This window comes from Tsukamurella sp. II2bb (assembly GCF_057815145.1).
The window spans coordinates 134611-157746 of the sequence record NZ_JBYPZI010000007.1 but is presented as its reverse complement, the minus strand read 5'-3'; the positions used below and the strand labels follow the sequence as shown (position 1 = coordinate 157746).

Genomic DNA, 23136 nt, shown 5'->3' with positions numbered 1-23136 from the left:
GTCGTACACCCTGAGCCTTCTCCGCTCAAGTATGCCTTCTGTATCCATCAACCGCCAGAGACTTGAGCCTATTCCGCTCAACCCGATGGATCGACGGTGACGCCCACCACACCGTCCTGTCGGGAACGGCCCGTGCGCCCGACCAGCTGTCTACGCCAGGGCGGCGACGCGCTCCGCCAGCTTCTGATGGGTGGCGGCGTCGGGATGGCCGTCGGCGCTCGACCCGTAGACCCATCCCTCGCTGAGCGGGGAGATCACGGACACCGACGGATCGACCGCGCGCGCCGCGCTCACGATCGCGGACTCGGTCGCGCGGGCATCGGGGCCGCTGCCGCGAACCGACGGGAAGACGGTGATCAGCGCGACCCTGGCGTTCGGCGCCTGCGAGCGGACCGTCGAGATCACCTGCCGCACCTGGCCGTCGATCACGGACGGCGATGCACCCACGTCGTTGGAGCCGGCCTGCACCACGACCAGCGCCGGATCACGCTCCGCGAGTTTCGCGGCCCGGGTCAGGCCGGCGATCGCGCCGTCGTTGTAACCGGCACCGCCGCGGGCGCTGAGGTAGACCGAGCGGCCGGCGATGGCGCTGATCATCCGCGGATAGGCGACCACTCCCGCGACCTCGTAACCGGTGGAGATCGACGCGCCGATCACGACGATGGGCCGCGAATCGGTGGTGCGCACGGCGCTGCCCGGATCGGCGGCGACATGACCGGTGGACGCTCCCACCGAAGCGATCACCACGGCTCCGATTCCGACCATTGCACCCACACGCGACACGCCCATGCCGAGAATCTTGACACAACAGATGCCACATGCATAACGTCCGCGACTTCATTCACAGAAACATCATGTGCACCATGCGCGTCGTCGGCGCCGCCGGGCGTCTACGTCCCCGGCCACCTCAGGATGTCGGGTTCATACGCCACAGACGTGCGCCACGACATGTCTGTAGCTCCACAACCCAACATCCTGAGCCGCCAGCGCCCGGGCGCCGCAGCCGGCGCCGGCACAGGCGGATCAGGGAAGGATCAGACCAGGCCCGAGACCCGCTCGGCGAGGCGCTCGTGGGCGGCGGCGCCGGGGTGTCCGTCGCCGGCCGCACGGTAGGTCCAGCCCTCGCTGAGCGGGGAGATCACGATGACGCCCGGGTCGACGGACCGCGCGGCACCGATGATCGCGGCATCCGTATTGCGCGCCGCGGCACCGCGATGAATCGAGGGGAAGACCGTGACCACGGCGATCTTCGCGCCGGGCGCCTGCTGGCGCACCGTCGAGACGACCTCGCGCACCTGGCCCGCCACGAGCGCAGGCGGCGCGCCGACGTCGTTGGTGCCCGCCTGCAGCACGACCAGCTCCGGGTTCTTCGCGGGCAGGTTCGCGGCGCGGGTCAGGCGTCCGATGGAACCGTCGGCGTAGCCGGCACCCACCCGGGAGCTCACCTGCACCGGGTGACCCGACAGTGCTGCGAGCCGGCTCGGGTAGGCCTGCGCGGCCGAGACCGCCTTGCCCGAGGAGACGGAGGCGCCGATGACGACCACCGAACGGCCGGGCGAGGCCGCCTGCGCAGGCGCCAGGGCCGCCCCGGTGATCGGCTTGGCGACGGGCTGCGCGGCGACGGACTTCACGACGGGCCGCGCGGCGGCAGGCTTGGGCACGACGACCGGCTTCGCCCGCTGCACCACAGCCGACGCGGCGGGACCGGCCGCGGGCACCGTCGGACCCGCGTCGGCGGACGCGGCCCCCACGGCGAACGGCGCGAGGGCGATACCGGCGCCGAAGGCGATGCCGTACCCGATGCGGCGCACGCGGCGACCGACTCGCAAAGCGACCATGGCGGTGGAACCCTCTCGTCGATCCCCTCGGCACGAGGTGTGCGCGCCCGGGTAGAAGATACTCGACGGCCCGCCACCGGCGTCACACGGGGCGCGGTGTGCGCACGAGGATGTGGCGGGCCTAAAGCCGCAGGTAGGATGGGGCCGTCAGGTGGCCTTCGGAAGGCAGGAGCGAGCGGCAGTGGGTGCGCATGCACGGCACGGTCTGGCCCAGATCGTGGCCGACCTCCGGCCCGTGGCCGACGACTTCACCAAGGCCCTGTTCGCGCGGCTGTTCGCGATGGACCCGTCGCTGCGCGAGCTCTTCCCCGCCAACATGTCGGGACACCGCGCGACCTTCCTGCGCGTGCTCGAGCACGTCTTCACCTCCGTCGCCGAGACCGAGCAGCACGACGATCTGATCGAATTCCTGGCGCAACTCGGCCGCGATCACCGCAAGTACGGGCTGACCGAGGCGCACTACGCCACGATGTCGGCGGCGCTCATCGCAGAGGTGCACGCCGTCTACGAGCCGCACGGCGGCCTGGACGAGGAGGACGCCGCGGTTCTCGAGCAGGGCGTGCAGCTGCTGACCGGCGTCATGCGCGGCGGCGCTCACTCCGACCCCACGCCCGCCCGGCGCACGGCCCGCGTGGTGGAGGTGCTGCGCCCGCACCCCGGTCTCTCCGTGGTCCGGCTCGTCGCCGACGAGCCGCTCCTGTTCCGGCCCGGCCAGTACGTGGAGACCCAGATCCCGCAGATGCCGCGGGTGTGGCGGCCACTGTCGCTCGCGATGCCGCCGAACACGCAGGGACAGATGGAGTTCCACATCCGTGCCGTGCCGGGCGGGTACCTCTCCAGCACCGTCTTCGCCGAGACCCGGCCCGGCGACGTCTGGCAGTTCGGGCAGGTCCACGGGCTGCTGCGGCCCGACGGTGACCGCCCCGTCACCATGATCGCCGGCGGGACCGGCCTCGCGCCGATGAAGTCGATCCTGCTGGCGCTGTCCATGAACGCGAACAACCCCGACGTGCACCTCCTGGTGGGGGCGCGATCGCCGGGGTTGTTGTACGACGCGGACTCGCTGGCCGCGCTCGCGGCGACGAATCCGTGGCTGCGGGTCACGCAGGTGACCGACGCGCGCACGGACCCGTGGTGGCTCAAGCGTCCTGCCACGGGTCACCGCGCGCTCCCCCTGCGGCACGGCTCGCTGGTCGACGCCATGTCCGGCCTGGATCTGGCCGGACACCGCGTGCTCATCGCGGGCCCCCGGGGGCTGCTGCGGGCCGCGAGCGACGCCGCGGTGGCGCGGGGCGCCGATCCGCAGGACCTGGTGCACGACCCGCTCTGACCCACTCCCGGACCGGGGAGCGGGTCCGGCCGATCAGCTCTTGCGGCGGCTGCGGGGCTGCCAGAGCACCATGGCTGAGCTCTTCGGCACGTGCACCAGCTCACCGCCGGAGCGGCGCGTGGCCTCGACCTGCGCCGAGAGCTCCTCGACCCGGCGCTGCAGCGCATCGACCTGATTCGTGAGGTCGATGATCCGCTTGATGCCGGCGAGGTTCACGCCCTCGTCCTGCGAGAGGCGCTGAACCTCCCGCAGCAGTTCGACGTCCCGCGAGGAGTAGCGCCGTCCCCCGCCCGCCGACCGCTCGGGCGTGACGAGCCCGAGACGGTCGTACGTGCGGAGGGTCTGCGCGTGCATCCCGGCGAGCTGCGCGGCCACCGAGATCATGAACACGTGGGCGTCCGGATCATCGGGGAAACGCTGGTCGACGTTCATCGCTGCACCGCACCGCTTCCCGCCCAGCCGCCCCGCGGGTCGAAGCCCGCGGCACGCTCGGCCTCGGCGTAGGCGCGCAGCGCCTCCTGCGCCCGCTCGTCGAGCGAGCCCGGCACCGCGACCTGGACCTTGACGAGCAGGTCGCCGTGTCCTCCCGCCCGCTTCGGCACGCCGCGACCGCGCACCCGCAGGGTGCGCCCGTCGGTGGTGCCGGCCGGGATCTTCACGCCCACCGGCTGTTCCAGCGTGGGGACGGTGACGGTGGCCCCCAGCGCCAGCTCCGCGAAGCTGACGGGCAGGGTGACGAGCAGATCGTCACCGTTGCGGGTGAAGACCTCATCGGCTCCGACGTGGACCGTGACGAACAGGTCGCCCGACGGTGCCCCGCGCATCCCCGCCTGCCCCTGGCCGGCCAGGCGGATGCGCTGGCCGTCCTTGACGCCGGGCGGGATCTTCACGTTCACCGTGCGGGTACGCACGGTGACGCCGGTGCCCGTGCAGTCGGGGCAGGGGTCGTCGATCACCGAGCCGGTACCGCGGCAGTCCGGGCAGGGCTCGGAGAAGCTGAACGCACCCTGGTTCCGGCTGACGAGTCCGGAGCCGTTGCAGGTCTGGCACACCCGCGGACTGGTGCCCGGCTTGGCACCGGACCCGTGGCAGGTGATGCACGGCGAGGGCGAGGTCAGCGTGATCGGCGTGGTCACCCCCAGCGTGGCGTCCCGGAAGCCGAGCGTGAGCTCGGACTCCAGGTCGCTGCCGCGGCGCGGCCGCGAGGGCTGCGGACCGGGGCCCGCGCCCGCACCGCCGCGGTTGAACAGGCCCTCAAAGATGTCCCCGAAGCCGCCCCCGCCGTTGCCGGTGGCGGCACCGTCGAAGATGTCCGAGAAGGAGAACCCGCCCGCACCGCCGCCGGCGTTGCCGAATCCGCCGGAGCCGAAGCCGCCGCCGCCCGCACCGCCGGAGCCGAAGCGACCGCCGCCGAAGAGGCGCCGTGTCTCGTCGTACTCCTTGCGCTTGGCCGGATCGGACAGCACGGCATGCGCCTCGGAGACCCGCTTGAACCGTTCCTCGGCCTGCGTGTTGCCCGGATTCGCGTCCGGGTGCAGCTCGCGGGCCAGCTTGCGGTAGGCCTTCTTGATCTCGTCGGCACTCGCGCTGGAGCTGACGCCCAGCTCCTTGTAGAAGTCCTGTTCAACCCATTCCCTCTGTGCCACTGGGCATCACCTCCTTTCTATGACTCGTCCTGCTCGGACTGCACCTGTGCGTCCGCCGGACGGTCCGTGACGGCGACCATCGCATTGCGGATCACCTTGCCATCGATCTGATATCCCTGGCGCAGGACCGCCCCCACCACGGGGTCGGACCCGTCGCCCTCGTGCTGCACGGCCTCGTGGATGGCGGGATCGAAATCGTCGCCCTCCGCGCCGAAGGGCTCGAGGCCGAGACCCTTGAGCACGCCGTCGAGCTTGTCGGACACGGACTTCAGGGGTCCGGCCTCGAGGTCGCCGTGGCTGCGGGCCCGGTCCAGGTCGTCCAGGACCACCAGCAACTCGCCGACCACGAAGGCCTTGCCCGCGGCCCGGGCGTCGATCACCTCGCGCGCGGTCCGCTTGCGGTAGTTGGCGAACTCCGCCGAGACGCGTTGCAGGTCCGCGGTGAGTTCCGCCTCCTTGCTCGACGGCGCCCCCTCCACGACCTCGGCCTCAGCGGCAGTGTCGTCCGGCCCGGCCGGGGCCGCGGCGGATTCCTCCGCCACGGCCTCGGCGGTCACCTCGTCCGGTTCCACCGGATTCTCGGGGCTCGTCATTACTTGGCGTCCTTCGGATCCTCGTCCACGACCTCGGCATCGACGACACCGTCGTCCTGCTGAGCGCCGGCGGCACCGTCGGCCTGCGCCTCGGCACCGGCCTGCGCGTACAGCGCCTGGCCCAGCTCCTGCGACTCGGCGGAGAGCTTCTCCACGGCGGCCTTCACGGCGGCGATGTCAGTGCCCTGCAGGGCCTCGTTCGCGGCCTTGATCGCGGCCTCGACCTTCGTCTTGTTCTCGGCCGGGACCTTGTCCTCGTTCTCCTTGAGGAACTTCTCGGTCTGGTTGACCAGCGACTCGGCCTGGTTGCGGGTCTCCGCCTCCTCGCGACGAGCCTTGTCCTCCGCGGCGTGCGCCTCGGCGTCCTTGATCATCCGGTCGATCTCCTCCTGCGACAGCCCGCTGCCGTCGGAGATCTTGATGGTGTTCTCCTTGCCCGTGCCCTTGTCCTTCGCGGTCACGTGCACGATGCCGTTGGCGTCGATGTCGAAGGTGACCTCGATCTGCGGCACGCCGCGCGGCGCCGGCGCGATACCGGTCAGCTCGAAGCTGCCGAGCAACTTGTTGTGCGCAGCGATCTCACGCTCGCCCTGGAAGACCTGGATCTGCACCGACGGCTGGTTGTCGTCGGCCGTGGTGAAGGTCTCGGACCGCTTCGTGGGGATGGTGGTGTTGCGCTCGATGAGCTTGGTCATCACGCCGCCCTTGGTCTCGATGCCGAGGGACAGCGGGGTGACGTCGAGCAGCAGTACGTCCTTGACCTCGCCGCGCAGCACGCCGGCCTGGAGCGCGGCGCCGACGGCCACGACCTCGTCCGGGTTGACGCCCTTGTTGGGCTCCTTGCCGCCCGTGAGCTCCTTGACCAGATCGGTCACGGCGGGCATACGGGTCGAGCCACCGACGAGCACGACATGGTCGATGTCGCCCACGGAGATGCCGGCGTCCTTGATGACCGCCTGGAACGGGGTGCGGGTGCGCTCGAGCAGATCACTGGTGATCTTCTGGAACTCGCTGCGGGTGAGGTTCTCGTCGAGGAACAGCGGGTTCTTGTCCGCGTCCACCGTGATGTACGGCAGGTTGATCGAGGTGCTCTGGCCCGAGCTCAGCTCGATCTTCGCCTTCTCGGCGGCCTCGCGCAGACGCTGCATGGCCATCTTGTCCTTGGTCAGGTCGATGCCGTGCTGCGCCTTGAACTTCTCGACCAGCCAGTCGACGATGCGCTGATCCCAGTCGTCACCACCGAGGTTGTTGTCGCCCGAGGTCGCCCGGACCTCGACGACACCGTCGCCGATCTCCAGCAGCGAGACGTCGAAGGTGCCGCCACCGAGGTCGAAGACCAGGATGGTCTGCTCCTTCTCGCCCTTGTCCAGGCCGTACGCGAGCGCGGCGGCGGTGGGCTCGTTGACGATGCGGAGCACGTTCAGGCCCGCGATCTGGCCGGCTTCCTTGGTGGCCTGGCGCTGTGCGTCATTGAAGTACGCGGGCACGGTGACGACGGCGTCGGTCACGTCCTCGCCCAGGTACGCCTCGGCGTCGCGCTTGAGCTTCATCAGCGTGCGAGCGCTGATCTCCTGGCTCGTGTAGTCCTTGTCGTCGATCTTCTGCGTCCAGTCGGTGCCGATGTGGCGCTTGACGGAACGGATGGTGCGGTCGACGTTCGTGACGGCCTGGTTCTTGGCGGGCTGCCCCACCAGGACCTCGCCGTTGCGCGCGAAGGCGACCACCGACGGGGTGGTCCGCGAGCCCTCGGCGTTCGCGATCACGACCGCCTCGCCGCCCTCGAGGACAGCGACGCACGAGTTGGTGGTGCCGAGGTCGATGCCTACTGCACGTCCCATATTTTGATTGCCTCCTGGTTGCGGCCGCATGCGGCCGATGGTTTCTTCCTACGGACTGGACTTCAGCGCCCCCGGCTCAAGGGACGAACGCTTCCGTTCTACCCCATTGAGTGGATCACGCTCAAGTAGTACGCACTGTCCAACGGGCGGCTCCGCGGAAATGTTCCCGATTCGCGAAAAAAGTTGAGCGTATATCACTCAAGAAGAGTCGGCCCAGGTCAGGAGCGCACCGCGACGGAAGCGGCCCGCGCGGCACCGTCGGACCAGTAGCGTCGGGGGCGCATCCCCAGCCGACCGAGGAGATCCATGTACCGCCTGACCGTGCTCTACAACCAGCCCACCGACCCCGCGGCCTTCGACGAGTACTACACGACCACGCACCTGCCGCTCGCGGCGAAGCTGCCGGGCCTGCGGAGTGCCGCGGTCTCGAAGGGCGACACGCTGGACGGCAGCACCCCGGACGTGTATCAGGTCGCGGAGCTGTACTTCGACAGCAAGGCGGACCTTCTCGCCGCACTGACCTCGGACGCCGGCCGCGAGGTGAGCAAGGACGTCGCCAACTTCGCGACCGGCGGTGCCTCGATGGTCTTCACAGAGGTCACCGAGGTCGCGCTGTAGGCCGGGCGGCCGCCCCCGCGGATCAGCCCCCGTCCGACGACCGCGCGGCCCGGGCGTCGTCGCCGAGCGAACGGAGGTGCTCCCAGGCGTCCGCCACGATCTCGCGCAGCTCGGTCCGACGGGGCCGCCACCCGAGTTCCGCGATCGCCCGCCGCGACGAGGCGACGAGGACCGCGGGGTCGCCGGCGCGACGGGGCCCCTCGACGGTGGGGATGGGCAGGCCGGTGACCTCGCGGCAGACATCGATCACCTGGCGCACCGAGTAGCCCGCACCGGAGCCCAGGTTGTAGACGTCGTGCCGCCCGGGCTCGGCGTGGCCGAGCGCGAGGACGTGCGCGTCGGCGAGGTCGGCGACGTGGATGTAGTCCCGCACGGCCGTCCCGTCGGCCGTCGGGTAGTCGGTCCCGAAGACCGAGATCGACGGACGGTACCCGAGCGCGGTCTGCAGGACGAGCGGGACCAGGTGCGTCTCGACGGCGCGGTTCTCCCCGAACCCCCGGTACGCGCCCGCGACGTTGAAGTACCGCAGGGAGACCGCCGCGAGCCCGTGTGCGCGGGAGTACGAGCCGATCGCCGCGTCGATCGCGAGCTTGGTCGCGCCGTACGGATTGGTGGGCGCGGTCGGCGCGCCCTCGGTGATCGGGACGCGTTCGGGTTCCCCGTACACCGCCGCCGTCGAGGAGAACACCAGGCGCGGGGTCCCCGCGAGCCGCATCCCCTCCAGCAGCGCCAGCGAGGTGACCACGTTCCCGTACCAGTACTGCTCGGGCGCCACGACCGACTCCCCCACGAGCGACCGCGCCGCGCAGTGGATCACGCCGTCGAACGGGTGGGCGGCGAGGAGCGGTGCCGCGGCGTCCCGGACATCGCCCTCCACGAACTCGGCGCCGCCCGGGATCGCGTCCCGGTTGCCCGTGATCAACGAATCCAGCACGGTGACCTCGTGTCCGCGCTCGATCAGCACCTGGGCGCACACGCTGCCGACGTATCCCGCGCCGCCCGTGACCAGTAGCCTCATCCTCGTCCTCCTTCTCGCCGGACCGTCGCCGCCCGGCGGTGGTCGCCGCGCCGTCGCGGCCACCCGTCATGACCGCCCGTCACGGCCGGTCACCGCAGGTGCGCACCGGCGCCCGCGCGTATCACGTGGACCACGGGCCGCGGATACCCCGCAGCCCCGACGGTGCCCGGCAGGTCCGCGCGCAGGCCGTCGACCGCGCCCGCGGGAACGATCGCGACGACGGAACCGCCGAACCCACCGCCCGTCATGCGGGCGCCGAGCGCGCCGAGCCCGAGCGCCGCCTCCACGATGCGGTCGATCGCCGGCGTCGTGATCTCGAAGTCGTCCCGCATGGACGCATGGGACGCCGTCATCAGGCGGCCCAGCGCCGCCGCATCCCCGTCGGCCAGCGCGCGTGCGGCGAGCAGCACCCGGTCGTTCTCGGTGAGCACGTGACGGGCGCGCCGCCGCACCGCGCCGGGCGGAAGCGCCCGCCACGCGTCGGGGCGCGCATACCGCAGCGACGGCACCTCGAGCAGATCCGCCGCGGCCATGCAGGTGTCGCGACGCTCGGCGTACTCGCCGGCCGCGTGCCGGTGCGGCGAACAGGAGTCGATCACCAGCAACTCCACCGGGCCGCCGCCACCGTCGCCCGGGATGCGCATGGGCACCGTCGTCACGGCGAGGGTGTCGAAGTCGATGAGCATCGCGGTGTCCGGCTCCCCGTAGAGGATCGCGAGCTGGTCCAGCAGGCCGGTGGGCGCGCCGAGGTACGCGTGCTCGACCCGCTGGGCCAGGTGCGCGATCGTGTGCCGGTCAGCGGGGCCGCCGTGCTGCGTGGCGTCGAGGGCGAGCAGCACGGCGCATTCGAGCGAGTGCGAGGACGACAGCCCGGCACCGAGCGGCAGATCGGAGCGGATACTGATCCGTCCGCCGGCCACGCTCCGGCCGGCCGCGCGCAGGGCCCAGACGCATCCCGCCACGTACGCACCCCACCCGGTCACGTCGCCGGGGGTGGTGTCGAGGTCGATGACCACCGCATCACCCTGCCCCTCCGACACGGCGGTGAGGGTGGCCGCCCCGGGCTCCGGCTGATACTCGACGACGGTGCCCACCTGGAGCGCCACCGGGAGGGCGTAGCCCCGGTTGTAATCGGTGTGCTCCCCGATCAGGTTCACGCGCCCCGGTGCGTACGCGCGGATCGCGGTCACGCGGCGGCCCTCGCTCGGGCGACGGCCTCGCGCAGCTCCTCGGCCACGCGCTCCGGTGTCTTGTCGGTGACGAAGGCGTCGCGCGCGGACTCGGAGCCGGCGAGGAACTTGAGCTTGTCCGCGCTGCGGCGGACCGAGAAGAGTTCCGCGTGCAGGTAGCCCTCCGGTTCGGGGTCACCCGGCACCGGCTCGGAATCCGGTGCGCGGTACTGATGCCAGGTCGCGATGTACGGCAGCGGGGTGCCGTACAGCGCGTCGTACCCCCGGAGCACGGCGAGGTAGACCTCGGCGAGCTCGTCGGCCTCGACGTCGGTCAGTTCGGTGAGGTTGTGGCAATGACGATTCGGGTAGACGTGGACCTCAGCGGGCCAGCGCGCCGCGAACGGAACGAAGGCGGTCACGTGCTCGGTCCGCAGGATCACGCGGTCACCGGACCCCGCCTCCATCGCCAGGACGTCCTCGAACAGGTTGCTCCCGTGTTCGCGCCGGTGCTCCACCGCGCGCCCGAGCAGGCTCGTAGTGCGATGGGTGCGGAACGGATAGGCGTAGATCTGTCCGTGCGGGTGTGCGAGGGTGACGCCGATCTCCTCCCCCCGGTTCTCGAAGCAGTGCACCTCGGCGACGCCGTCCCGCGCGAGGAGGTCGGCGGTGCGGTGCGCCCACACGTCGATGACGAGCCTGGCCCGCTCGCGGGTCAGGCTCGCGAAGGAGCCCTCGTGGTCGCTGCTGAAGCACACCACCTCGCACCGGCCGTAGCCCGGGGCCGCGGCGCCGACCTGCCCGGGCTCCCGCAGGACGAAGCCGGAGCCCGTGTGCGCGGTCGACAACGAGGGGAAGCGGTTCTCGAAGACCGCGACCTCGTAGTCGGCCGCCGGGACCTCGCTCGAGAGGCCCTCGGGGTCCGGGCACAGCGGACACATCGACCGCGGCGGTTTGTACGTGCGCTCCTGCCGCGCCGGGGCGATCATCACCCAGTCCCCCAGCTGTGCGTCGAAGCGGACCTCGGTGGGGGTCTCCTCCGGGCGCCGCGGCAGGTCGCGCAGGTCCGGCATGGGCGCGGCCGGCTCCCCTGTCGAGAAGTAGAGGATCTCGCGCCCGTCCGCGAGGCTCGCCCGAACGGGCACGGGTGTCATCCGGTTCACTGGCGTCGGCGCCTTTCCTGTCGTGGCCCTACAACTGATCCGGATCCGGGCGGACGCCCGGATCGATGCCCGGCGCCTCGGCTCCGACGGTGCCCGACGCCCCGTCGATGCCCGGCGCGCCGCCGGTGCCACCGGTCGCCGGCCCGGCGTCGGCAGGCGCGACGATGACGTCGACGGCGTTGTCCGTCAACGACTGCCGCGCGCCGCGGTCGAGCATCGCGTCGGTGACCAGAACGTCGATCTCGGACAGCCGCAGCGTGGTGGCCAGCGCCGTGACCCCCCATTTCGTGTGATCCGCGAGGACGACCACCCGGCGCGCCGCGGCGGCGAGGGCCTGGCAGGTCTGCGCCTCCGGCAGCTGCGGACAGGTCAGTCCGGCATCGTCATCGAACCCGTGGGTGCCGAGGAAGAGCACGTCGAGGTGGAGCCGCTGGACGGCGGACACCGCGAGCGGGCCGACCAGCGCCATCGACCGCGTCCGCTCGCCGCCGGTGAGCAGCACGGTCTGATCCCTGCGGCCCCGCTCGTAGAAGACGTCGGCCACCGGCAGCGAGTTCGTCACCACCGTGAGGTCCGGGACCCCCAGGACCTCCTGCGCGAAGTGGTGCGTCGTGGTGCCGCCCGAAATGCCGATGCAGGTCCCGGGCCGCACCAGCCGCGCCGCCGCGGCGCCGATGGCCCGTTTGGCCTGTAGCTGCTGCGTCGACTTGTTGATGAATCCCGGCTCGTCCACGCTGGTCGCCCTGGGCAGGGTGACGCCCCCGTGGACGCGCTCGACCAGGCCCCGCTCCTCCAGGTCCTTGACGTCCCGGCGGATCGTCATGTCGGAGACCCCGAAGACCTCGCAGAGCTCGGTCACCTTCACCGCCCCGGCCGCGGAGACCCGGGCGAGGATCTCGTCCTGGCGTTGTCGCGCAAGCATCATTGACTCCTCTGGTCGACACGCCCTTCTCAGTGACGCGACTCACACTATCACCATCAATTTCGCACACATCTACTCAATAATCAACACTTGCCAACATGAACATCGGAGTGTCAGGATGTGGCCTGCGCCACATAAACGGTGGGCAACGGGTGCGGACAGCTCCCTAGCACCATCGCGGCGCGCCGCACCGCGTGTTGATTTCTGTTCGACTCGCGCGCTCGCCACGCGGGTCGACGGGACCGTGGTGCGGCAGACCCATCCACTCAGATTGGAGACACGCGATGACGACAACCAGCCAACCGCCCGATCCGGAGCCGGGGGCACGGCCGTGACCGACCTCCTCGCAACATCGGAACTGCTTCGGCTGCACGCCAACTGGTTCGACTACGTGCTCGTCGCGTTCTACTTCGTGCTCGTGCTGGGGATCGGCCTGGTCGCGCGCCGCTCCATCTCATCCAGCCTCGACTTCCTGCTGTCCGGCCGCTCGCTGCCGTCCTGGGTGACGAGCCTCGCGTTCATCTCGGCCAACCTCGGCGCCATCGAGCTGATCGGCATGACCGCGAACGGCGCGAAGTACGGCATCCCCACGGTGCACTACTACTGGATCGGCGCGATCCCGGCCATGGTCTTCCTGGGCATCGTGATGATGCCGTTCTACTACGGCAGCAAGGCGCGCAGCGTCCCCGAGTACCTGGCCCTGCGGTTCAACAAGACCACCCAGCGTGTCCAGGGCCTCGTCTTCGCGATCGCGTCGCTGCTGATCGCCGGCATCAACCTCTTCTCGCTCGGCCTCGTGCTCGAGGCCCTCCTCGGGTGGCCGATGGAGGTGGCCATCCCGATCGCGGCGCTGGTGGTCCTGTCGTACACCTTCTTCGGCGGCCTCACTGCGGCCATCTACAACGAGGTGCTGCAGTTCTTCGTGATCCTCGCACTGCTGGTGCCGATCACCGTCGCCGGTCTCGCCCGCGTCGGCGGGTGGGACGGCCTGGTGGAGAAGGTCACCGCCAGCGTGGGCGGCTCGGAGCAGCTCTCCGCATGGCCCGGCACCGGCATGACGGAGATCGCGAACCCGCTCCTCTCGGTGTTCGGCATCGTCTTCGGCCTCGGTTTCGTGCTGTCCTTCGGCTACTGGACCACGAACTTCGCCGAGGTGCAGCGCGCGATGTCCGCGAAGGACGTCAACGCCGGCCGCATGACGCCGATCCTGGCCGCGTTCCCGAAGGCACTCCTGCCGTTCGTGATCATCGTCCCCGGTGTCGTCGCCGGCGTGCTGCTGCCGAACATCGTCGACCTGAAGAACGGCGGCACCGGCGACGGCGTGACCTTCAACAACGTGCTCTCGCTGCTGATGAAGGAGGTCCTGCCGAACGGCATCCTCGGTGTGGCGATCGCGGGTCTGCTCGCGGCGTTCATGGCCGGCATGGCCGCGAACGTCAGCTCCTTCAACACCGTCGTGACGTACGACCTCTGGCAGGACTGGGTCCGCCCGGGTCGAACGGACGACTACTACCTCAGGGTCGGCAGGATCGTCACGGTCGCCGGGTGCATCGTCGCGATCTTCTCGGCGTTCCTCGCGAGCAGCTTCGCGAACCTGATGGACTACATCCAGGCGCTCGCGAGCTTCTTCAACGCTCCGCTGTTCGGCATCTTCATCTTCGGCCTCTTCTGGCGGAAGATGAGCGGCACCGCGGGCTGGACAGGGCTCCTCGCCGGCGTGGGCGCGGCCGTCGCGGTCGACGTCCTCCACCGGGCGGGCGTCATCACCGTCTCCTCCCAGGCGGGCAGCTTCCTCGGCGCATCGGCGGCGTTCGTCACATCGATCGTCGTCGGCTACGCGGTGACGCAGTTCACCACGCCGAAGACGGAGGGCGAACTGGCCGGCCTGATGTGGGGCCTCGAGGCGACGACCGGCACCGTCGCCGTCAAGCAGGCCTGGTTCCGATCGCCGGCCGTCATGGGCGGCGCCGTTCTCACAATGACCGCGCTCCTCTATCTGCTCTGGTGGTGACCTATGTCCGACAATCCCGAATCCGTTGCCGGCCCGGCCTCGAACCCGGCCCCGGCTCCCGCCGCGGACCAGGCGAAGGCGACCCTGCTGGCCTCGCTCTTCGATCTCCGATCCGTGATCGGGCTGCTGTTCACGGTGTACGGCACGCTCCTGACGATCCTGGGGCTGGTCCACACCCCGGACTCCGATCGCGCGATGGCGGGCGGTATCGCCCTCAACCTGTGGTCCGGCGTCGTCATGCTCGCGGCCGGCATCTGCTTCTTCGGGTGGGTATGGGCCAAGCCGCCGCTGCCGCCGGCCCCCGGCGACGCGGCCGGCACCGGCGGCCCCCCGCATCACTAGACGCCCCAGCGCCCCGGCAGCATCATCGAGAGACAGGAACCTGACATGAAATACTCCACGATCGTCGTCGGAACCGACGGTTCCGAGACGTCACTGGCGGCGGTGACCACCGCGGCCGATCTCGCGTCCGCCACCGCGACCCCACTCCTCGTCGTCTGCGCCCACCATCCGCTGTCCGCGCGGGACCAGGCGGCGCGGACGCCGGGGCTCGACGACACCCGGTTCCGGGTGACCGGCTCCGAGGCCGCGGAGAAGGCCCTCGCGGCGGGGGTGTCGGCAGCCGAGGGCGCGGGCGCGACCGACGTCGAGGCGCTGCTGGTGGTCGGCGACGCCGTCAACGCCCTGCTCACGACGGCGAGGGAGCACGCTCCCGCGCTCGCCGTCGTCGGTAACCGCGGCATGAACCGGCTGTCCGGCCGGCTCCTCGGGTCGATCCCGTCGGACATCGCCTTCCGCGCCGACTGCGACGTGCTCATCGCGCACACGACGTAACCCGCGCCCCACCGGCCTCGCCCGCCGCGGTTCTGATCGCGGCGGGTGACGGCATCCGCGAGGCGTTCCTAGACTCGTCGGGTGCACATCGGAATCATCGGGGCCGGGTTGTCCGGGCTGTCGGCGGCGCTGCACCTGCTCGGCGCGGGCCACGCGGTCACCGTCGTCGAACGATCGGAGCGAGTAGGCGGGCGCGCGGGATCGGAGTCGATCGGCGGGCAGCTCGTCGATCCCGGCGCCAGTGTGCTGACGATGCCCGGCCTCGTCCTCGACGCGCTCGCCGCCGGCGGACTGGACCGCCTCGACGCCGAGGACGAGCTGGACCTCCTACCCGTGACGCCCGCCTACGCGGGCCGCTTCCCTGCGCTGGACGGCCGCGCCCCGAGCGTCCTGCACGTGCCGGACGACCTCGCCGCCGACGGGCACATGCGCTGGCAGGAGGCGATGTTCGACGCCGCCTACGAGCGGTTCATCGCCGGCGATGCGGCGTGGGGCTCCTACGCCAACCCGCGCGACCTCGCCGCACTCGGCCGGCTGGTGCGACTCGGTGCGCTGCGCTCGATGCAGCATCAGGTGGACCGTCGGGTCGACGACGAGCGCGCCCGCCGCATGCTCACCTTCCAGGCGCTGTACGCCGGCGTCTCCCCGTCGGCGGCGCGGGCAGTGTACGCCGTGATCTCGCACATGGACGTCGGCCTCGGCGTCTGGTACCCGCGCGCCGGCATGGGGCGGGTCGCCGAGGTCATGGCCCGGCAGGTGGAGCGGGCCGGCGGCACCGTCCTCCTCGGGCACGAGGCGCTCGGCCTCGACGGACTCCGCGGCCGCGTGACGGGGCTCCGGGCGCGTTCGGCCGAGGGCGTGCGGCGGCTCGCCTTCGACGGTGCGGTGCTCACCGCCGACGCCCCCGTCACCGACCGGCTGATCGCGTCGCTCGGCGGACGGGCCCCGCGACGGGTGCGACTGTCACCGTCGGCCGTGGTCGCGCACCTCGACGTGGACCCGGACCCGCAGGAGCACTGGCCCACGCAGGCGCATCACACGCTGGACTTCGGCGTCGAGTGGGAGCGGACCTTCGCCGAGATCACCGCGACGCGGGGCCGCGGCCGGGTGATGAGCGACCCGTCGTTCCTGATCACGCGACCGTCGGTCACGACCGGAGAACCCGGTCCCGTCAGCGTCCTCGCGCCCTGCCCGAACCTGGAGTCCGCCCCGCTGGACTGGGACGCGATCGGACCGCAGTACGTGCGCGACGTCCTGCGCGTGCTGGCGGGCCGCGGCTACCGCGGCATGGACACCGCCGAGGTGCTGCACACCGACACCCCCGCGGACTGGGCCCGACAGGGCATGTCGGCCGGCACCCCGTTCGCCGCGGCGCACACGCTCACCCAGACCGGACCCCTGCGCCGGCCGCAGCGGGTCCCGGGGATCGCGAACGCCGTGCTCGCGGGCTCGATGACGCACCCCGGCGTGGGCGTGCCGCCCGCCTTGATCTCTGGTCGCCTCGCTGCGGAGGCCCTCACCGCCCGGGCCTGACGGTGCCTATCGCCGAGCGTGCCGTTCGAGCAGGACCTCGGGGTCGAAGTCCAGCGGGAACGGCACATCCGTGACGAATCGCTCGCCGTCGGCGGCGCGCGCCACCTCCGCGTAGGCGTCCCCGACCAGACGATGCAACTCGACCAGTACTCGCTTCCGGTCCACCTCGACGAGCAGGTAATAGGGCACGCCGGCCCGAGCGCACAGGGCGGGCTTGTCGATCCGGTCCCGCCGGCGGCTGCCGGGCGAGACGAACTCGATGTGGATGAGCACGTCCTCCGCCTCCGTCCACGTGAGATCGTCGGGCTGCTTCCGGAGGACCGCCATGTCGGGTTCCAGCCACGTCTGATCGCTGAACCTCATGTTGATGGAGCTGTACACGAGGTACCCGGCCGGCTCGGCAGCTGCGACGAGCACCATGAGCATGCGCCCGTTCGCCCAGTTGTTCGGGTTCCCCTCCCGTGGACTCATGACGAGCCTCCCCTCCTCGCACTCGTAATACGCGGGAGGCAACTCGGGCAGGGGAAGGTAGCGTTCGGCGAGCGCCGTGGTCCACAAGCCCGCGAGATCCACGAGCGGATCGAACGCGGAGTCCTTGTGCAGCGGGGCGGCCATGGTCATCACCTCGCCCTCAGAGTACGTCCCATGCCCGCATCATGCCGAGGCCCACCGACAGGTTCTCGTGACGTCGATCACAGCCGCTCCTCACGGCGTGGGCCGTCGCCGCACAGCCCTTCAGAGCAGCGCGTCGATCTGATTCATCGCCTCGGTCATCCCCTCCGCCATACCCATCTCCAGCACGCGGTCGAGTTGCTCGAGCGACCGGTGGCTCGCGACGAGGGTCATGTGGGTCCGGTCGCCGTCGGGGGTGATCACCACGGTGGTCGTGGAGTAGTCCTCCGGGTCGACGGGCTCGCCGTCCTCGCCCGCGAAGCCGTCACGGAAGGTGAAGGTCGACGGTGCGTCGGCGGACACCGTCGAGAACCACCCGCCGGCCTTCGTACCGTCCGGGCCGGTCATGTAGTACCGCGACTCGCCGCCGGGTCGCAGCTCGTGGCGGACGAAGGTGGCCGGCCAGGTCGGCGGGCCCCACCACTTCTCCAACAGCCGCGGGTCCTCCCACAGCTGCCAGACCCGTTCCGGTGTGGCGGCGAACTCCGCCTCGAGAGTGAAGGTGAGCGCCTCGCGATCGGCGCCGGTGGTGAGCACGGGCATGACGGGTCTCCTCAGTCGGTCGGGCGCTCCAGCAGCGCGTCCATGCGCGCGACTCGCGCGCGCCACAGGTCCTCGTAAGCGCGCAGCAGGCGGGTGCCGCGCGCGATGGTCTCGACGTCGGGTCGAACCAGGGCCTCGCGGCCCCGCCGGGTCTTGACGATGAGCCCCGCCTTCTCCAGCACGGCGACGTGCTTCTGCACCGCCGCGAAGCTCATCTCGTAGCCGCGGGCGAGCTCCGTGACGGAGCGCTCCCGCTCGATCACCCGGACGACGATGTCCCGCCGCGTGCGATCCGCAAGGGCGTGGAAGAGGCGATCCGCCTCGTCCGGCGCCAGTTCATCTACAACCATCACGTTGTACGTTACGGCCGTCACAGTGGCGGCGCAAGCGGTTCTGCCGAAGAGGCGCAGGTGATAGATTTCGTGCCGAGCGCTCTCACTGCGGAGTGGCGCTCACTTGACACCAGGGTGTTGAATGTCAAGACACCCGTGGAAGGAGCCGCACTGATGAGTTCGCGCGCCAAGGTTACCCAGCACGAGCCGGCCGAGGTCGAGATCCACGCCCGGAACGTGACTTTCGACTGGGAGAACGTCCCCCTCGAATGGATCCCCGGCGAGCCCGTGGCCAGCGACATCATCAGCAGCATCCTGCACTCCGTCCTCCCCGAGGGTGAGCGCTGGTTCTGCGAGGTCTACACCGAGGCGCTGCCCTACGTGAAGGACGAGAACCTCGCCCGCACGATGCGCGGTTTCATCGGCCAGGAGGCCATGCACGCCGAATCCCACGACCGCGCGCTCTCCGAGTACCTGGAGCGCTGCGGCATCGACACCGGTCCCGTGGCCCGCCAGTTCGAATACATCTTCCGCAAGATCCTCGCGCCGAGGACGTACCACTCGGATCGCGCCCAGTACAACGACATGGTGCAGCGCCTGTGGCTCATCGCCGCCGTCGAGCACTACACCGCGATCCTCGGCGTCTTCGCGCTCAACAACGCGTGGGACGACTACGACGTAGACCCGACCATGGCCGACATCTGTCGCTGGCACGGCGCCGAGGAGGTCGAGCACCGGTCCGTCGCGCACGACGTGGCCAACTACTTCGACCCGAGCTACTTCCACCGCTGCCGCGCCATGATCGTCGGCATCGTCTTCCTGGTCCTCGCGCTGCACCGCACGTCGGGCTACATGCTCCGCAAGGACCCCAACTTCAGCTACTCCTACCCGCGGCTGTGGTGGGAGTACCTCAAGGGCTCGCACAAGAACATCCTGCCGAAACTGCGCGACGTCGTGAAGTTCACGCTGATCTACTTCAAGCCCAACTTCGATCCCGCCTCGATCGGGTCGACCGCGCAGGCCGTCGCGTACCTCGCGACCTCGCCCGCGGCCCGGGCGGCGAACGGATGACCGCGGACCGCAAGGCACCGTCGGTCTTCCGGCCGTGGGGCGAGCCCGTCACGGAGATCCCCCCGCACCTCTACGGCCGCTGGAAGCGCGACCCTCTGCTGCGCTTCGCCAACGCCTTCTTCAGCGTGACGATCCCGGCGTTCGCGCATCTGATGAAGCCGCGCAAGCTCGCCGAGCCCGACACCTCCCGTGAGCTGCGGGTCGTCTCGCGCGAGATCGTCGCTCACGACAAGGACGTCGTCGCCCTGACCTTCGTCTCCGCCGACGACACGCCGCTCCCCCGCTGGACGCCCGGCGCGCACCTCGACCTCCTCCTCCCCTCGGGCCGCATGCGGGAGTACTCGCTGTGCGGCGATCCGGCCGACTCCGACACCTACCGCATCGCGGTCCGCCGGATCCCCGGCGGCGGAGGCGGTTCCGTCGAGGTGCATGAGACCCTGCACGTCGGTTCGACGGTGACCGTCAAGGGGCCCCGCAACGGCATGCCGATGGCGGTGCCCGGTCACGGCTCGTCGGCCGAGCACCTCCGGTTCGTCGCCGGCGGCATCGGCATCACGCCGATCCTGCCGATGATGATCGCCGCCGAGCGTCTCGGCCTGAGCTGGTCGATGCTGTACACCGGCCGCTCCACCGAGACCATCCCGTTCATCGCGGAGGTGGCGAAGTTCGGCGACAAGGTGCAGGTGCGCACCGACGACGAGCACGGCATCCCCACCGCCGACGTCCTGATCGGTGAAACCCCCGGCCCCACCGCGTTGTACGCCTGCGGCCCCATCCCGATGCTCGAATCCCTGCGCCTCGGCCTGATCGGCCGCACCGACGTCGAGTTGCACTACGAGCGCTTCTCCGCGCCGCCCGTGGTCGACGGAAAGCCCTTCACCGCCACCCTGTCCGAGTCCGGACAGACCCTGGACGTCGCCGCCGACGAGACCCTCCTGGCCGCGATCCTGAAGGCCCGCCCCGACGCCCCGTACTCGTGCAAGCAGGGCTTCTGCGGCACCTGCCGGGTGACCGTGACCGAGGGCACCGTCGACCACCGGGACAAGACCCTGACGCCCTTCGAGCGGGAGCAGGGGCAGATGCTGACCTGCGTCTCGCGCGCGGCCGGCGATCACCTGACCATCGATCTATGAAGGCGCACACCATGACTGAGCAGCACCGGTTCGACGTGACCAGCTCCGACGGCCTCACCCTGGCGGCCTTCCGCTACGGCGCGCACGACGCCGCGCGGCCCACCGTCCTCGCGATCCACGGCTACCCGGACAACCACCACGTCTGGGACGGCGTCGCGGCGGCCCTCGAGGGCCGCGCGAACGTCTACACCTACGACGTGCGCGGCGCGGGCGAATCCGAAGGGCCGGAGGACAAGGCCGGCTACCGGTTCGACCGCCTGATCTCCGACATCTCCCGGGTGATCGACGCGGTGCGCGAGGTGAGCGGCGACCGGTCGAAGGTGCACCTCCTCGGCCACGACTGGGGTTCGATCCAGGGCTGGCACGCCGTGGTCGACCCCGCGGTGGCGGACAAGACCGCGTCGTACACGTCGATCTCCGGGCCCAACCTCAACCACGCGGGCGAGTACCTGCAGGGCGTCCGGAGCGCCAAGGACCTGCCGGCGCGCCTGCGCCAGGCGGCGGGCTCGACGTACATCCCGTTCTTCCTCGTCCCCGGCCTGGCCGACGCCGCCTACCGGCGCGGCTGGGGACAGAAGCTCATCGAGACGCTCGAGAAGCGCGGCACCGGCGGCGCGGTGGCCGACGGGTACAAGCGCACCGACCGCGATTTCCTCGGCGGCCTGAACCTGTACCGCGCCAACATGCCCGGCCCCTTCCTCAAGCCCGCGGAGGCCACGACCTCGGTGCCCGTGCAGGTGATCACGCCCGAGGGCGACCTGTTCGTGACGCCGCCGCTGCAGCTGGCCGGACTGGAGAAATCGCCGAAGTCGCGTCACGTCAGCGTGCCCGGCGGACACTGGGTGGTGGCGCAGAGCCCCGGCCCCCTCGCCGAGGCGACCTTCGAGTGGATCGAGGCGAATCGATGACGACCCGCAGCATTCCGGTGAACGGACGCTGGGTACGCGTACGCGTGACCGGCGACGAGTCACTGCCCACGCTGGTTCTCCTGCACGGCATCACGCGCAGCCTGGAGGACTGGGACCCGACGTTCGAAGCGCTCGGCGCCGGGAGCGGGCCGGATCAGGACCGCGGGCAGTACCGGCTCATCGCGCCGGACCTGGCCGGGTACGGCTGGTCGGCCCCGCATCCCGACGGTGCCACGCTCCCCGCTCTCGCCCGTGGCGTGGCGGAGACGCTGGAGGCGCTGGGGGTCACCGGGCCGGTGCACGTGGCCGGCAACTCCCTGGGCGGCGCGGTCGCGATGACGCTGCTCGCGCAGCGGCCCGAGCTCGTCGCGACGATGACCCTTGCCGACCCCGCCGGCTTCGGCAAGGAGGTGACGCCGCTGCTGCGTCTCCTCGGTATCCCCGTGCTGGGCAAGATCATGGCCACCACGCCGAGCCGGCCGTCCGCGATCCTCCAGGAGCGGCTGATCTTCGCCGACAAGTCCCTCGCCACGCGTGCCCGGATCGACCATGCGATGGCGATCGCCCGGGAGACCGACGCCGGGCTCACCGCGTGGAAGACCGTGGATTCGCTGGGCACCGTGTTCGGCGGCGTGCGCCAGGACTGGCGGGACGAGCTGCACCGCACCATCGCGAAGACGCCTCGGCCGACGATGGTGCTCTGGGGCGACCGCGATCTGATCCTGCCGCCGAAGCACCTCGACGCAGCGCGGACCCTGCTCCCTCACGCCGAGACGCACCTGCTCCCCGGCATCGGCCACATGCCGCAGCTCGAGTGCCCGCGCGAGTTCGCCGCGCTCATCACCGACTTCCTGCAGCGCAACCCGATCGCGGAGCTCCCGAAGGCCGCGTCGCAGTAGTCGCACGGCACCGCCGCGAGTGGTACTCGCGGAGTGGTAGTCGTTCACGGAGGGTATGCGCCGGACGCATACCCTCCGTTCTCGCAGATCAGAGGTGTATTTCCGGGTCCGTGCCATGCGTCCCGCGCATGACGTATGTCGACTGCACCGAGCCGGACCGCGGTTCCTCAGCACGTTTCCGCTTCGTCATGCGGCAGACGCATGGCTGTTCCGGACGGCTACCGCATCATCGGGAGGTCGACAGTGCGCGAGCGAGCACCGTCGCCTTGCGGACCGCGGGGACGCGGACGCGGCCGGAGCGCGCACCGTCGAGCCCGGCGGCGCGGAGGCGGCGCAGCAGCTCCCCGTAGAGGTCCGCGGCGGCGCGGACGCCGCGCTGCACGTCCCGCGGCAGTCGCGCGATGCCGGCGCGGCCGGCGGCGAGGTCGGCGGCGGCATCGTCGAGGGCCTCGTCGAAGGCGTGCTGGGTCAGTTCGGGCAGGTAGGCACGGCCGAGGCGCAGCTCGTCGTCGGTGAGGTCGCGGAGAAAGTTGATCTTCTGGAAGGCGGCGCCGAGGCGCCCGGCGTCGGGCGCGAGGCGCTCGTAGTCCGACGGTGCCACCCCCGCCAGGAAAGCGCGCAGGCACATGAGCCCGACGACCTCCGCCGAGCCGTGGATGTACGCCGCGAGCGATTCCGGTGTGTGCGGAGCCGGGGTGAGGTCGGCGCGCATCGAGGCGAAGAAGGGCCCCGTCAGCTCCGCGCCGAAACCCGTGGCGCGCGCGGTCGCGGCGAAGGCGTGCACCACGAGATCCGCGCTGAAGCCCTCCGCCAGGGCGCGGTCCACGGCCGCCTCGAGCGCGTCGAGGTGGACGCGCGGATCGGAGGGGCAGGCACCGTCGACGATCTCGTCCGCGACCCGGACCAACCCGTAGATCGACGTGATGTGCTCGCGCACGCGCTGCGGCATCATGCGCGCGGCGAGCGAGAACGACGTCGAGTACTCGCGGATCACCACGGCGGAGGCCGCGGCCGCGGCGCGGCTGTATCGCTCGCTCGAATCCATGCCTCCAGTGTCCCGACCGC

The 23136-nt window shown here is 70.8% G+C and carries 24 protein-coding genes; 10 read left to right on the top strand and 14 right to left on the bottom strand.

From position 1 onward, the window contains the following. Nucleotides 1–150: 150 nt before the first annotated feature. Both AC21LY_RS16720 and AC21LY_RS16715 read right to left on the bottom strand, forming a co-directional pair. The gene (locus AC21LY_RS16720; protein WP_489047680.1) at nt 151–744 is read right to left on the bottom strand and encodes an SGNH/GDSL hydrolase family protein; all 594 of its coding nucleotides are present in this window, start codon (nt 742–744) and stop codon (nt 151–153) included. Between the two features lie 290 nt (nt 745–1034). Beyond that, nucleotides 1035–1838, bottom strand: coding sequence for an SGNH/GDSL hydrolase family protein (locus tag AC21LY_RS16715; protein ID WP_489047679.1), 804 nt, complete (start codon nt 1836–1838; stop codon nt 1035–1037). A 181-nt stretch (nt 1839–2019) separates the two neighbouring features. Between AC21LY_RS16715 and AC21LY_RS16710 the strand changes: the two genes are divergently transcribed. After that, nucleotides 2020–3168 carry an FAD-binding oxidoreductase gene (locus AC21LY_RS16710; protein ID WP_489047678.1) on the top strand — a complete coding sequence of 383 codons (1149 nt, stop codon included), beginning with the start codon at nt 2020–2022 and terminating at the stop codon, nt 3166–3168. A 33-nt stretch (nt 3169–3201) separates the two neighbouring features. Here AC21LY_RS16710 and AC21LY_RS16705 read toward each other — a convergent pair whose 3' ends face one another. From AC21LY_RS16705 to dnaK, 4 genes are read right to left on the bottom strand one after another with little or no spacing between them, the layout of a single operon-like run. Continuing rightward, entirely contained in the window at nt 3202–3600 is a 399-nt protein-coding gene (locus AC21LY_RS16705; protein ID WP_489047677.1) for a heat shock protein transcriptional repressor HspR, read from the bottom strand. After that, a complete protein-coding gene (gene dnaJ, locus AC21LY_RS16700) occupies nt 3597–4814 on the bottom strand; it encodes a molecular chaperone DnaJ (protein WP_489047676.1) in 1218 nt (405 codons plus the stop codon). The genes AC21LY_RS16705 and dnaJ overlap by 4 nt, the downstream gene beginning before the upstream one ends. A gap of 17 nt (nt 4815–4831) precedes the next feature. Then, nucleotides 4832–5407, bottom strand: coding sequence for a nucleotide exchange factor GrpE (gene grpE, locus AC21LY_RS16695; protein ID WP_489047675.1), 576 nt, complete (start codon nt 5405–5407; stop codon nt 4832–4834). Next, nucleotides 5407–7245, bottom strand: coding sequence for a molecular chaperone DnaK (gene dnaK / locus AC21LY_RS16690; protein ID WP_489047674.1), 1839 nt, complete (start codon nt 7243–7245; stop codon nt 5407–5409). Before dnaK ends, grpE begins: the two co-directional genes overlap by 1 nt. 306 nt (nt 7246–7551) lie before the next feature. Here dnaK and AC21LY_RS16685 point away from each other — a divergent pair, with 306 nt between their 5' ends. Next, on the top strand, nt 7552–7863 hold the full coding sequence (locus AC21LY_RS16685; RefSeq protein ID WP_489047673.1) for an EthD family reductase: 312 nt from the start codon (nt 7552–7554) through the stop codon (nt 7861–7863). Nucleotides 7864–7885: 22 nt separating this feature from the next. Here the strand turns inward: AC21LY_RS16685 and galE are convergent, their stop codons facing one another. From galE to AC21LY_RS16665, 4 genes are all read right to left on the bottom strand, one after another. Next, complete coding sequence (gene galE, locus AC21LY_RS16680; protein ID WP_489047672.1) at nt 7886–8881, bottom strand: UDP-glucose 4-epimerase GalE; 996 nt, start codon at nt 8879–8881, stop codon at nt 7886–7888. An 89-nt stretch (nt 8882–8970) separates the two neighbouring features. Next, a complete protein-coding gene (gene galK / locus AC21LY_RS16675; protein WP_489047671.1) occupies nt 8971–10071 on the bottom strand; it encodes a galactokinase in 1101 nt (366 codons plus the stop codon). Further along, nucleotides 10068–11204, bottom strand: a complete 1137-nt coding sequence (galT, locus tag AC21LY_RS16670; protein ID WP_489047670.1) for a galactose-1-phosphate uridylyltransferase — start codon at nt 11202–11204, stop codon at nt 10068–10070. Before galT ends, galK begins: the two co-directional genes overlap by 4 nt. Before the next feature lie 37 nt (nt 11205–11241). Further along, the gene (locus AC21LY_RS16665; protein ID WP_489047669.1) at nt 11242–12135 is read right to left on the bottom strand and encodes a DeoR/GlpR family DNA-binding transcription regulator; all 894 of its coding nucleotides are present in this window, start codon (nt 12133–12135) and stop codon (nt 11242–11244) included. Between the two features lie 331 nt (nt 12136–12466). On the opposite strand from AC21LY_RS16665, the gene AC21LY_RS16660 reads away from it, so the two are divergent. From AC21LY_RS16660 to crtI, 4 genes are all read left to right on the top strand, one after another. Further along, nucleotides 12467–14146: a sodium:solute symporter family protein gene (locus AC21LY_RS16660; protein ID WP_489047668.1), complete on the top strand. Its 1680-nt coding sequence runs from the start codon at nt 12467–12469 to the stop codon at nt 14144–14146. Nucleotides 14147–14149: 3 nt separating this feature from the next. Continuing rightward, the gene (locus tag AC21LY_RS16655) at nt 14150–14488 is read left to right on the top strand and encodes a hypothetical protein (RefSeq protein WP_489047667.1); all 339 of its coding nucleotides are present in this window, start codon (nt 14150–14152) and stop codon (nt 14486–14488) included. A gap of 45 nt (nt 14489–14533) precedes the next feature. Then, nucleotides 14534–14980, top strand: coding sequence for a universal stress protein (locus AC21LY_RS16650; RefSeq protein ID WP_489047666.1), 447 nt, complete (start codon nt 14534–14536; stop codon nt 14978–14980). 81 nt (nt 14981–15061) lie between these two features. Next, nucleotides 15062–16513, top strand: a complete 1452-nt coding sequence (gene crtI, locus AC21LY_RS16645; RefSeq protein ID WP_489047665.1) for a phytoene desaturase family protein — start codon at nt 15062–15064, stop codon at nt 16511–16513. Between the two features lie 6 nt (nt 16514–16519). Here crtI and AC21LY_RS16640 read toward each other — a convergent pair whose 3' ends face one another. The 3 genes from AC21LY_RS16640 to AC21LY_RS16630 form a co-directional block, all read right to left on the bottom strand. Then, nucleotides 16520–17128, bottom strand: a complete 609-nt coding sequence (locus tag AC21LY_RS16640) for a Uma2 family endonuclease (protein WP_489047664.1) — start codon at nt 17126–17128, stop codon at nt 16520–16522. 120 nt (nt 17129–17248) lie between these two features. Beyond that, nucleotides 17249–17728 carry an SRPBCC family protein gene (locus AC21LY_RS16635; protein ID WP_489047663.1) on the bottom strand — a complete coding sequence of 160 codons (480 nt, stop codon included), beginning with the start codon at nt 17726–17728 and terminating at the stop codon, nt 17249–17251. An 11-nt stretch (nt 17729–17739) separates the two neighbouring features. Further along, nucleotides 17740–18078, bottom strand: coding sequence for an ArsR/SmtB family transcription factor (locus tag AC21LY_RS16630; RefSeq protein WP_489047662.1), 339 nt, complete (start codon nt 18076–18078; stop codon nt 17740–17742). A gap of 156 nt (nt 18079–18234) precedes the next feature. Here AC21LY_RS16630 and AC21LY_RS16625 point away from each other — a divergent pair, with 156 nt between their 5' ends. From AC21LY_RS16625 to AC21LY_RS16610, 4 genes are read left to right on the top strand one after another with little or no spacing between them, the layout of a single operon-like run. Beyond that, nucleotides 18235–19131 (top strand): metal-dependent hydrolase, encoded by an 897-nt coding sequence (locus AC21LY_RS16625; RefSeq protein ID WP_489047661.1) that lies wholly within the window; start codon nt 18235–18237, stop codon nt 19129–19131. Beyond that, nucleotides 19128–20264, top strand: coding sequence for a PDR/VanB family oxidoreductase (locus AC21LY_RS16620; protein ID WP_489047660.1), 1137 nt, complete (start codon nt 19128–19130; stop codon nt 20262–20264). The genes AC21LY_RS16625 and AC21LY_RS16620 overlap by 4 nt, the downstream gene beginning before the upstream one ends. An 11-nt stretch (nt 20265–20275) precedes the next feature. Beyond that, on the top strand, nt 20276–21172 hold the full coding sequence (locus AC21LY_RS16615) for an alpha/beta fold hydrolase (RefSeq protein WP_489047659.1): 897 nt from the start codon (nt 20276–20278) through the stop codon (nt 21170–21172). Then, the gene (locus AC21LY_RS16610) at nt 21169–22071 is read left to right on the top strand and encodes an alpha/beta fold hydrolase (protein ID WP_489047658.1); all 903 of its coding nucleotides are present in this window, start codon (nt 21169–21171) and stop codon (nt 22069–22071) included. Before AC21LY_RS16615 ends, AC21LY_RS16610 begins: the two co-directional genes overlap by 4 nt. A gap of 226 nt (nt 22072–22297) precedes the next feature. On the opposite strand, the gene AC21LY_RS16605 is transcribed toward AC21LY_RS16610, so the two are convergent. After that, the gene (locus tag AC21LY_RS16605; protein WP_489047657.1) at nt 22298–23116 is read right to left on the bottom strand and encodes a phytoene/squalene synthase family protein; all 819 of its coding nucleotides are present in this window, start codon (nt 23114–23116) and stop codon (nt 22298–22300) included. Nucleotides 23117–23136: the final 20 nt, after the last annotated feature.

What these genes read in the sequence shown, in the direction of transcription:
- AC21LY_RS16715 (WP_489047679.1), bottom strand. Translation starts at nt 1,838, where the DNA reads ATGGTCGCTTTGCGAGTCGGTCGCCGCGTGCGCCGCATCGGGTACGGC.
- AC21LY_RS16705 (WP_489047677.1), bottom strand. Translation starts at nt 3,600, where the DNA reads ATGAACGTCGACCAGCGTTTCCCCGATGATCCGGACGCCCACGTGTTC.
- grpE (WP_489047675.1), bottom strand. Translation starts at nt 5,407, where the DNA reads ATGACGAGCCCCGAGAATCCGGTGGAACCGGACGAGGTGACCGCCGAG.
- dnaK (WP_489047674.1), bottom strand. Translation starts at nt 7,245, where the DNA reads ATGGGACGTGCAGTAGGCATCGACCTCGGCACCACCAACTCGTGCGTC.
- AC21LY_RS16685 (WP_489047673.1), top strand. Translation starts at nt 7,552, where the DNA reads ATGTACCGCCTGACCGTGCTCTACAACCAGCCCACCGACCCCGCGGCC.
- galE (WP_489047672.1), bottom strand. Translation starts at nt 8,881, where the DNA reads ATGAGGCTACTGGTCACGGGCGGCGCGGGATACGTCGGCAGCGTGTGC.
- galT (WP_489047670.1), bottom strand. Translation starts at nt 11,204, where the DNA reads ATGACACCCGTGCCCGTTCGGGCGAGCCTCGCGGACGGGCGCGAGATC.
- AC21LY_RS16665 (WP_489047669.1), bottom strand. Translation starts at nt 12,135, where the DNA reads ATGCTTGCGCGACAACGCCAGGACGAGATCCTCGCCCGGGTCTCCGCG.
- AC21LY_RS16655 (WP_489047667.1), top strand. Translation starts at nt 14,150, where the DNA reads ATGTCCGACAATCCCGAATCCGTTGCCGGCCCGGCCTCGAACCCGGCC.
- AC21LY_RS16650 (WP_489047666.1), top strand. Translation starts at nt 14,534, where the DNA reads ATGAAATACTCCACGATCGTCGTCGGAACCGACGGTTCCGAGACGTCA.
- AC21LY_RS16640 (WP_489047664.1), bottom strand. Translation starts at nt 17,128, where the DNA reads ATGGCCGCCCCGCTGCACAAGGACTCCGCGTTCGATCCGCTCGTGGAT.
- AC21LY_RS16635 (WP_489047663.1), bottom strand. Translation starts at nt 17,728, where the DNA reads ATGCCCGTGCTCACCACCGGCGCCGATCGCGAGGCGCTCACCTTCACT.
- AC21LY_RS16630 (WP_489047662.1), bottom strand. Translation starts at nt 18,078, where the DNA reads ATGGTTGTAGATGAACTGGCGCCGGACGAGGCGGATCGCCTCTTCCAC.
- AC21LY_RS16625 (WP_489047661.1), top strand. Translation starts at nt 18,235, where the DNA reads ATGAGTTCGCGCGCCAAGGTTACCCAGCACGAGCCGGCCGAGGTCGAG.
- AC21LY_RS16620 (WP_489047660.1), top strand. Translation starts at nt 19,128, where the DNA reads ATGACCGCGGACCGCAAGGCACCGTCGGTCTTCCGGCCGTGGGGCGAG.
- AC21LY_RS16615 (WP_489047659.1), top strand. Translation starts at nt 20,276, where the DNA reads ATGACTGAGCAGCACCGGTTCGACGTGACCAGCTCCGACGGCCTCACC.
- AC21LY_RS16610 (WP_489047658.1), top strand. Translation starts at nt 21,169, where the DNA reads ATGACGACCCGCAGCATTCCGGTGAACGGACGCTGGGTACGCGTACGC.
- AC21LY_RS16605 (WP_489047657.1), bottom strand. Translation starts at nt 23,116, where the DNA reads ATGGATTCGAGCGAGCGATACAGCCGCGCCGCGGCCGCGGCCTCCGCC.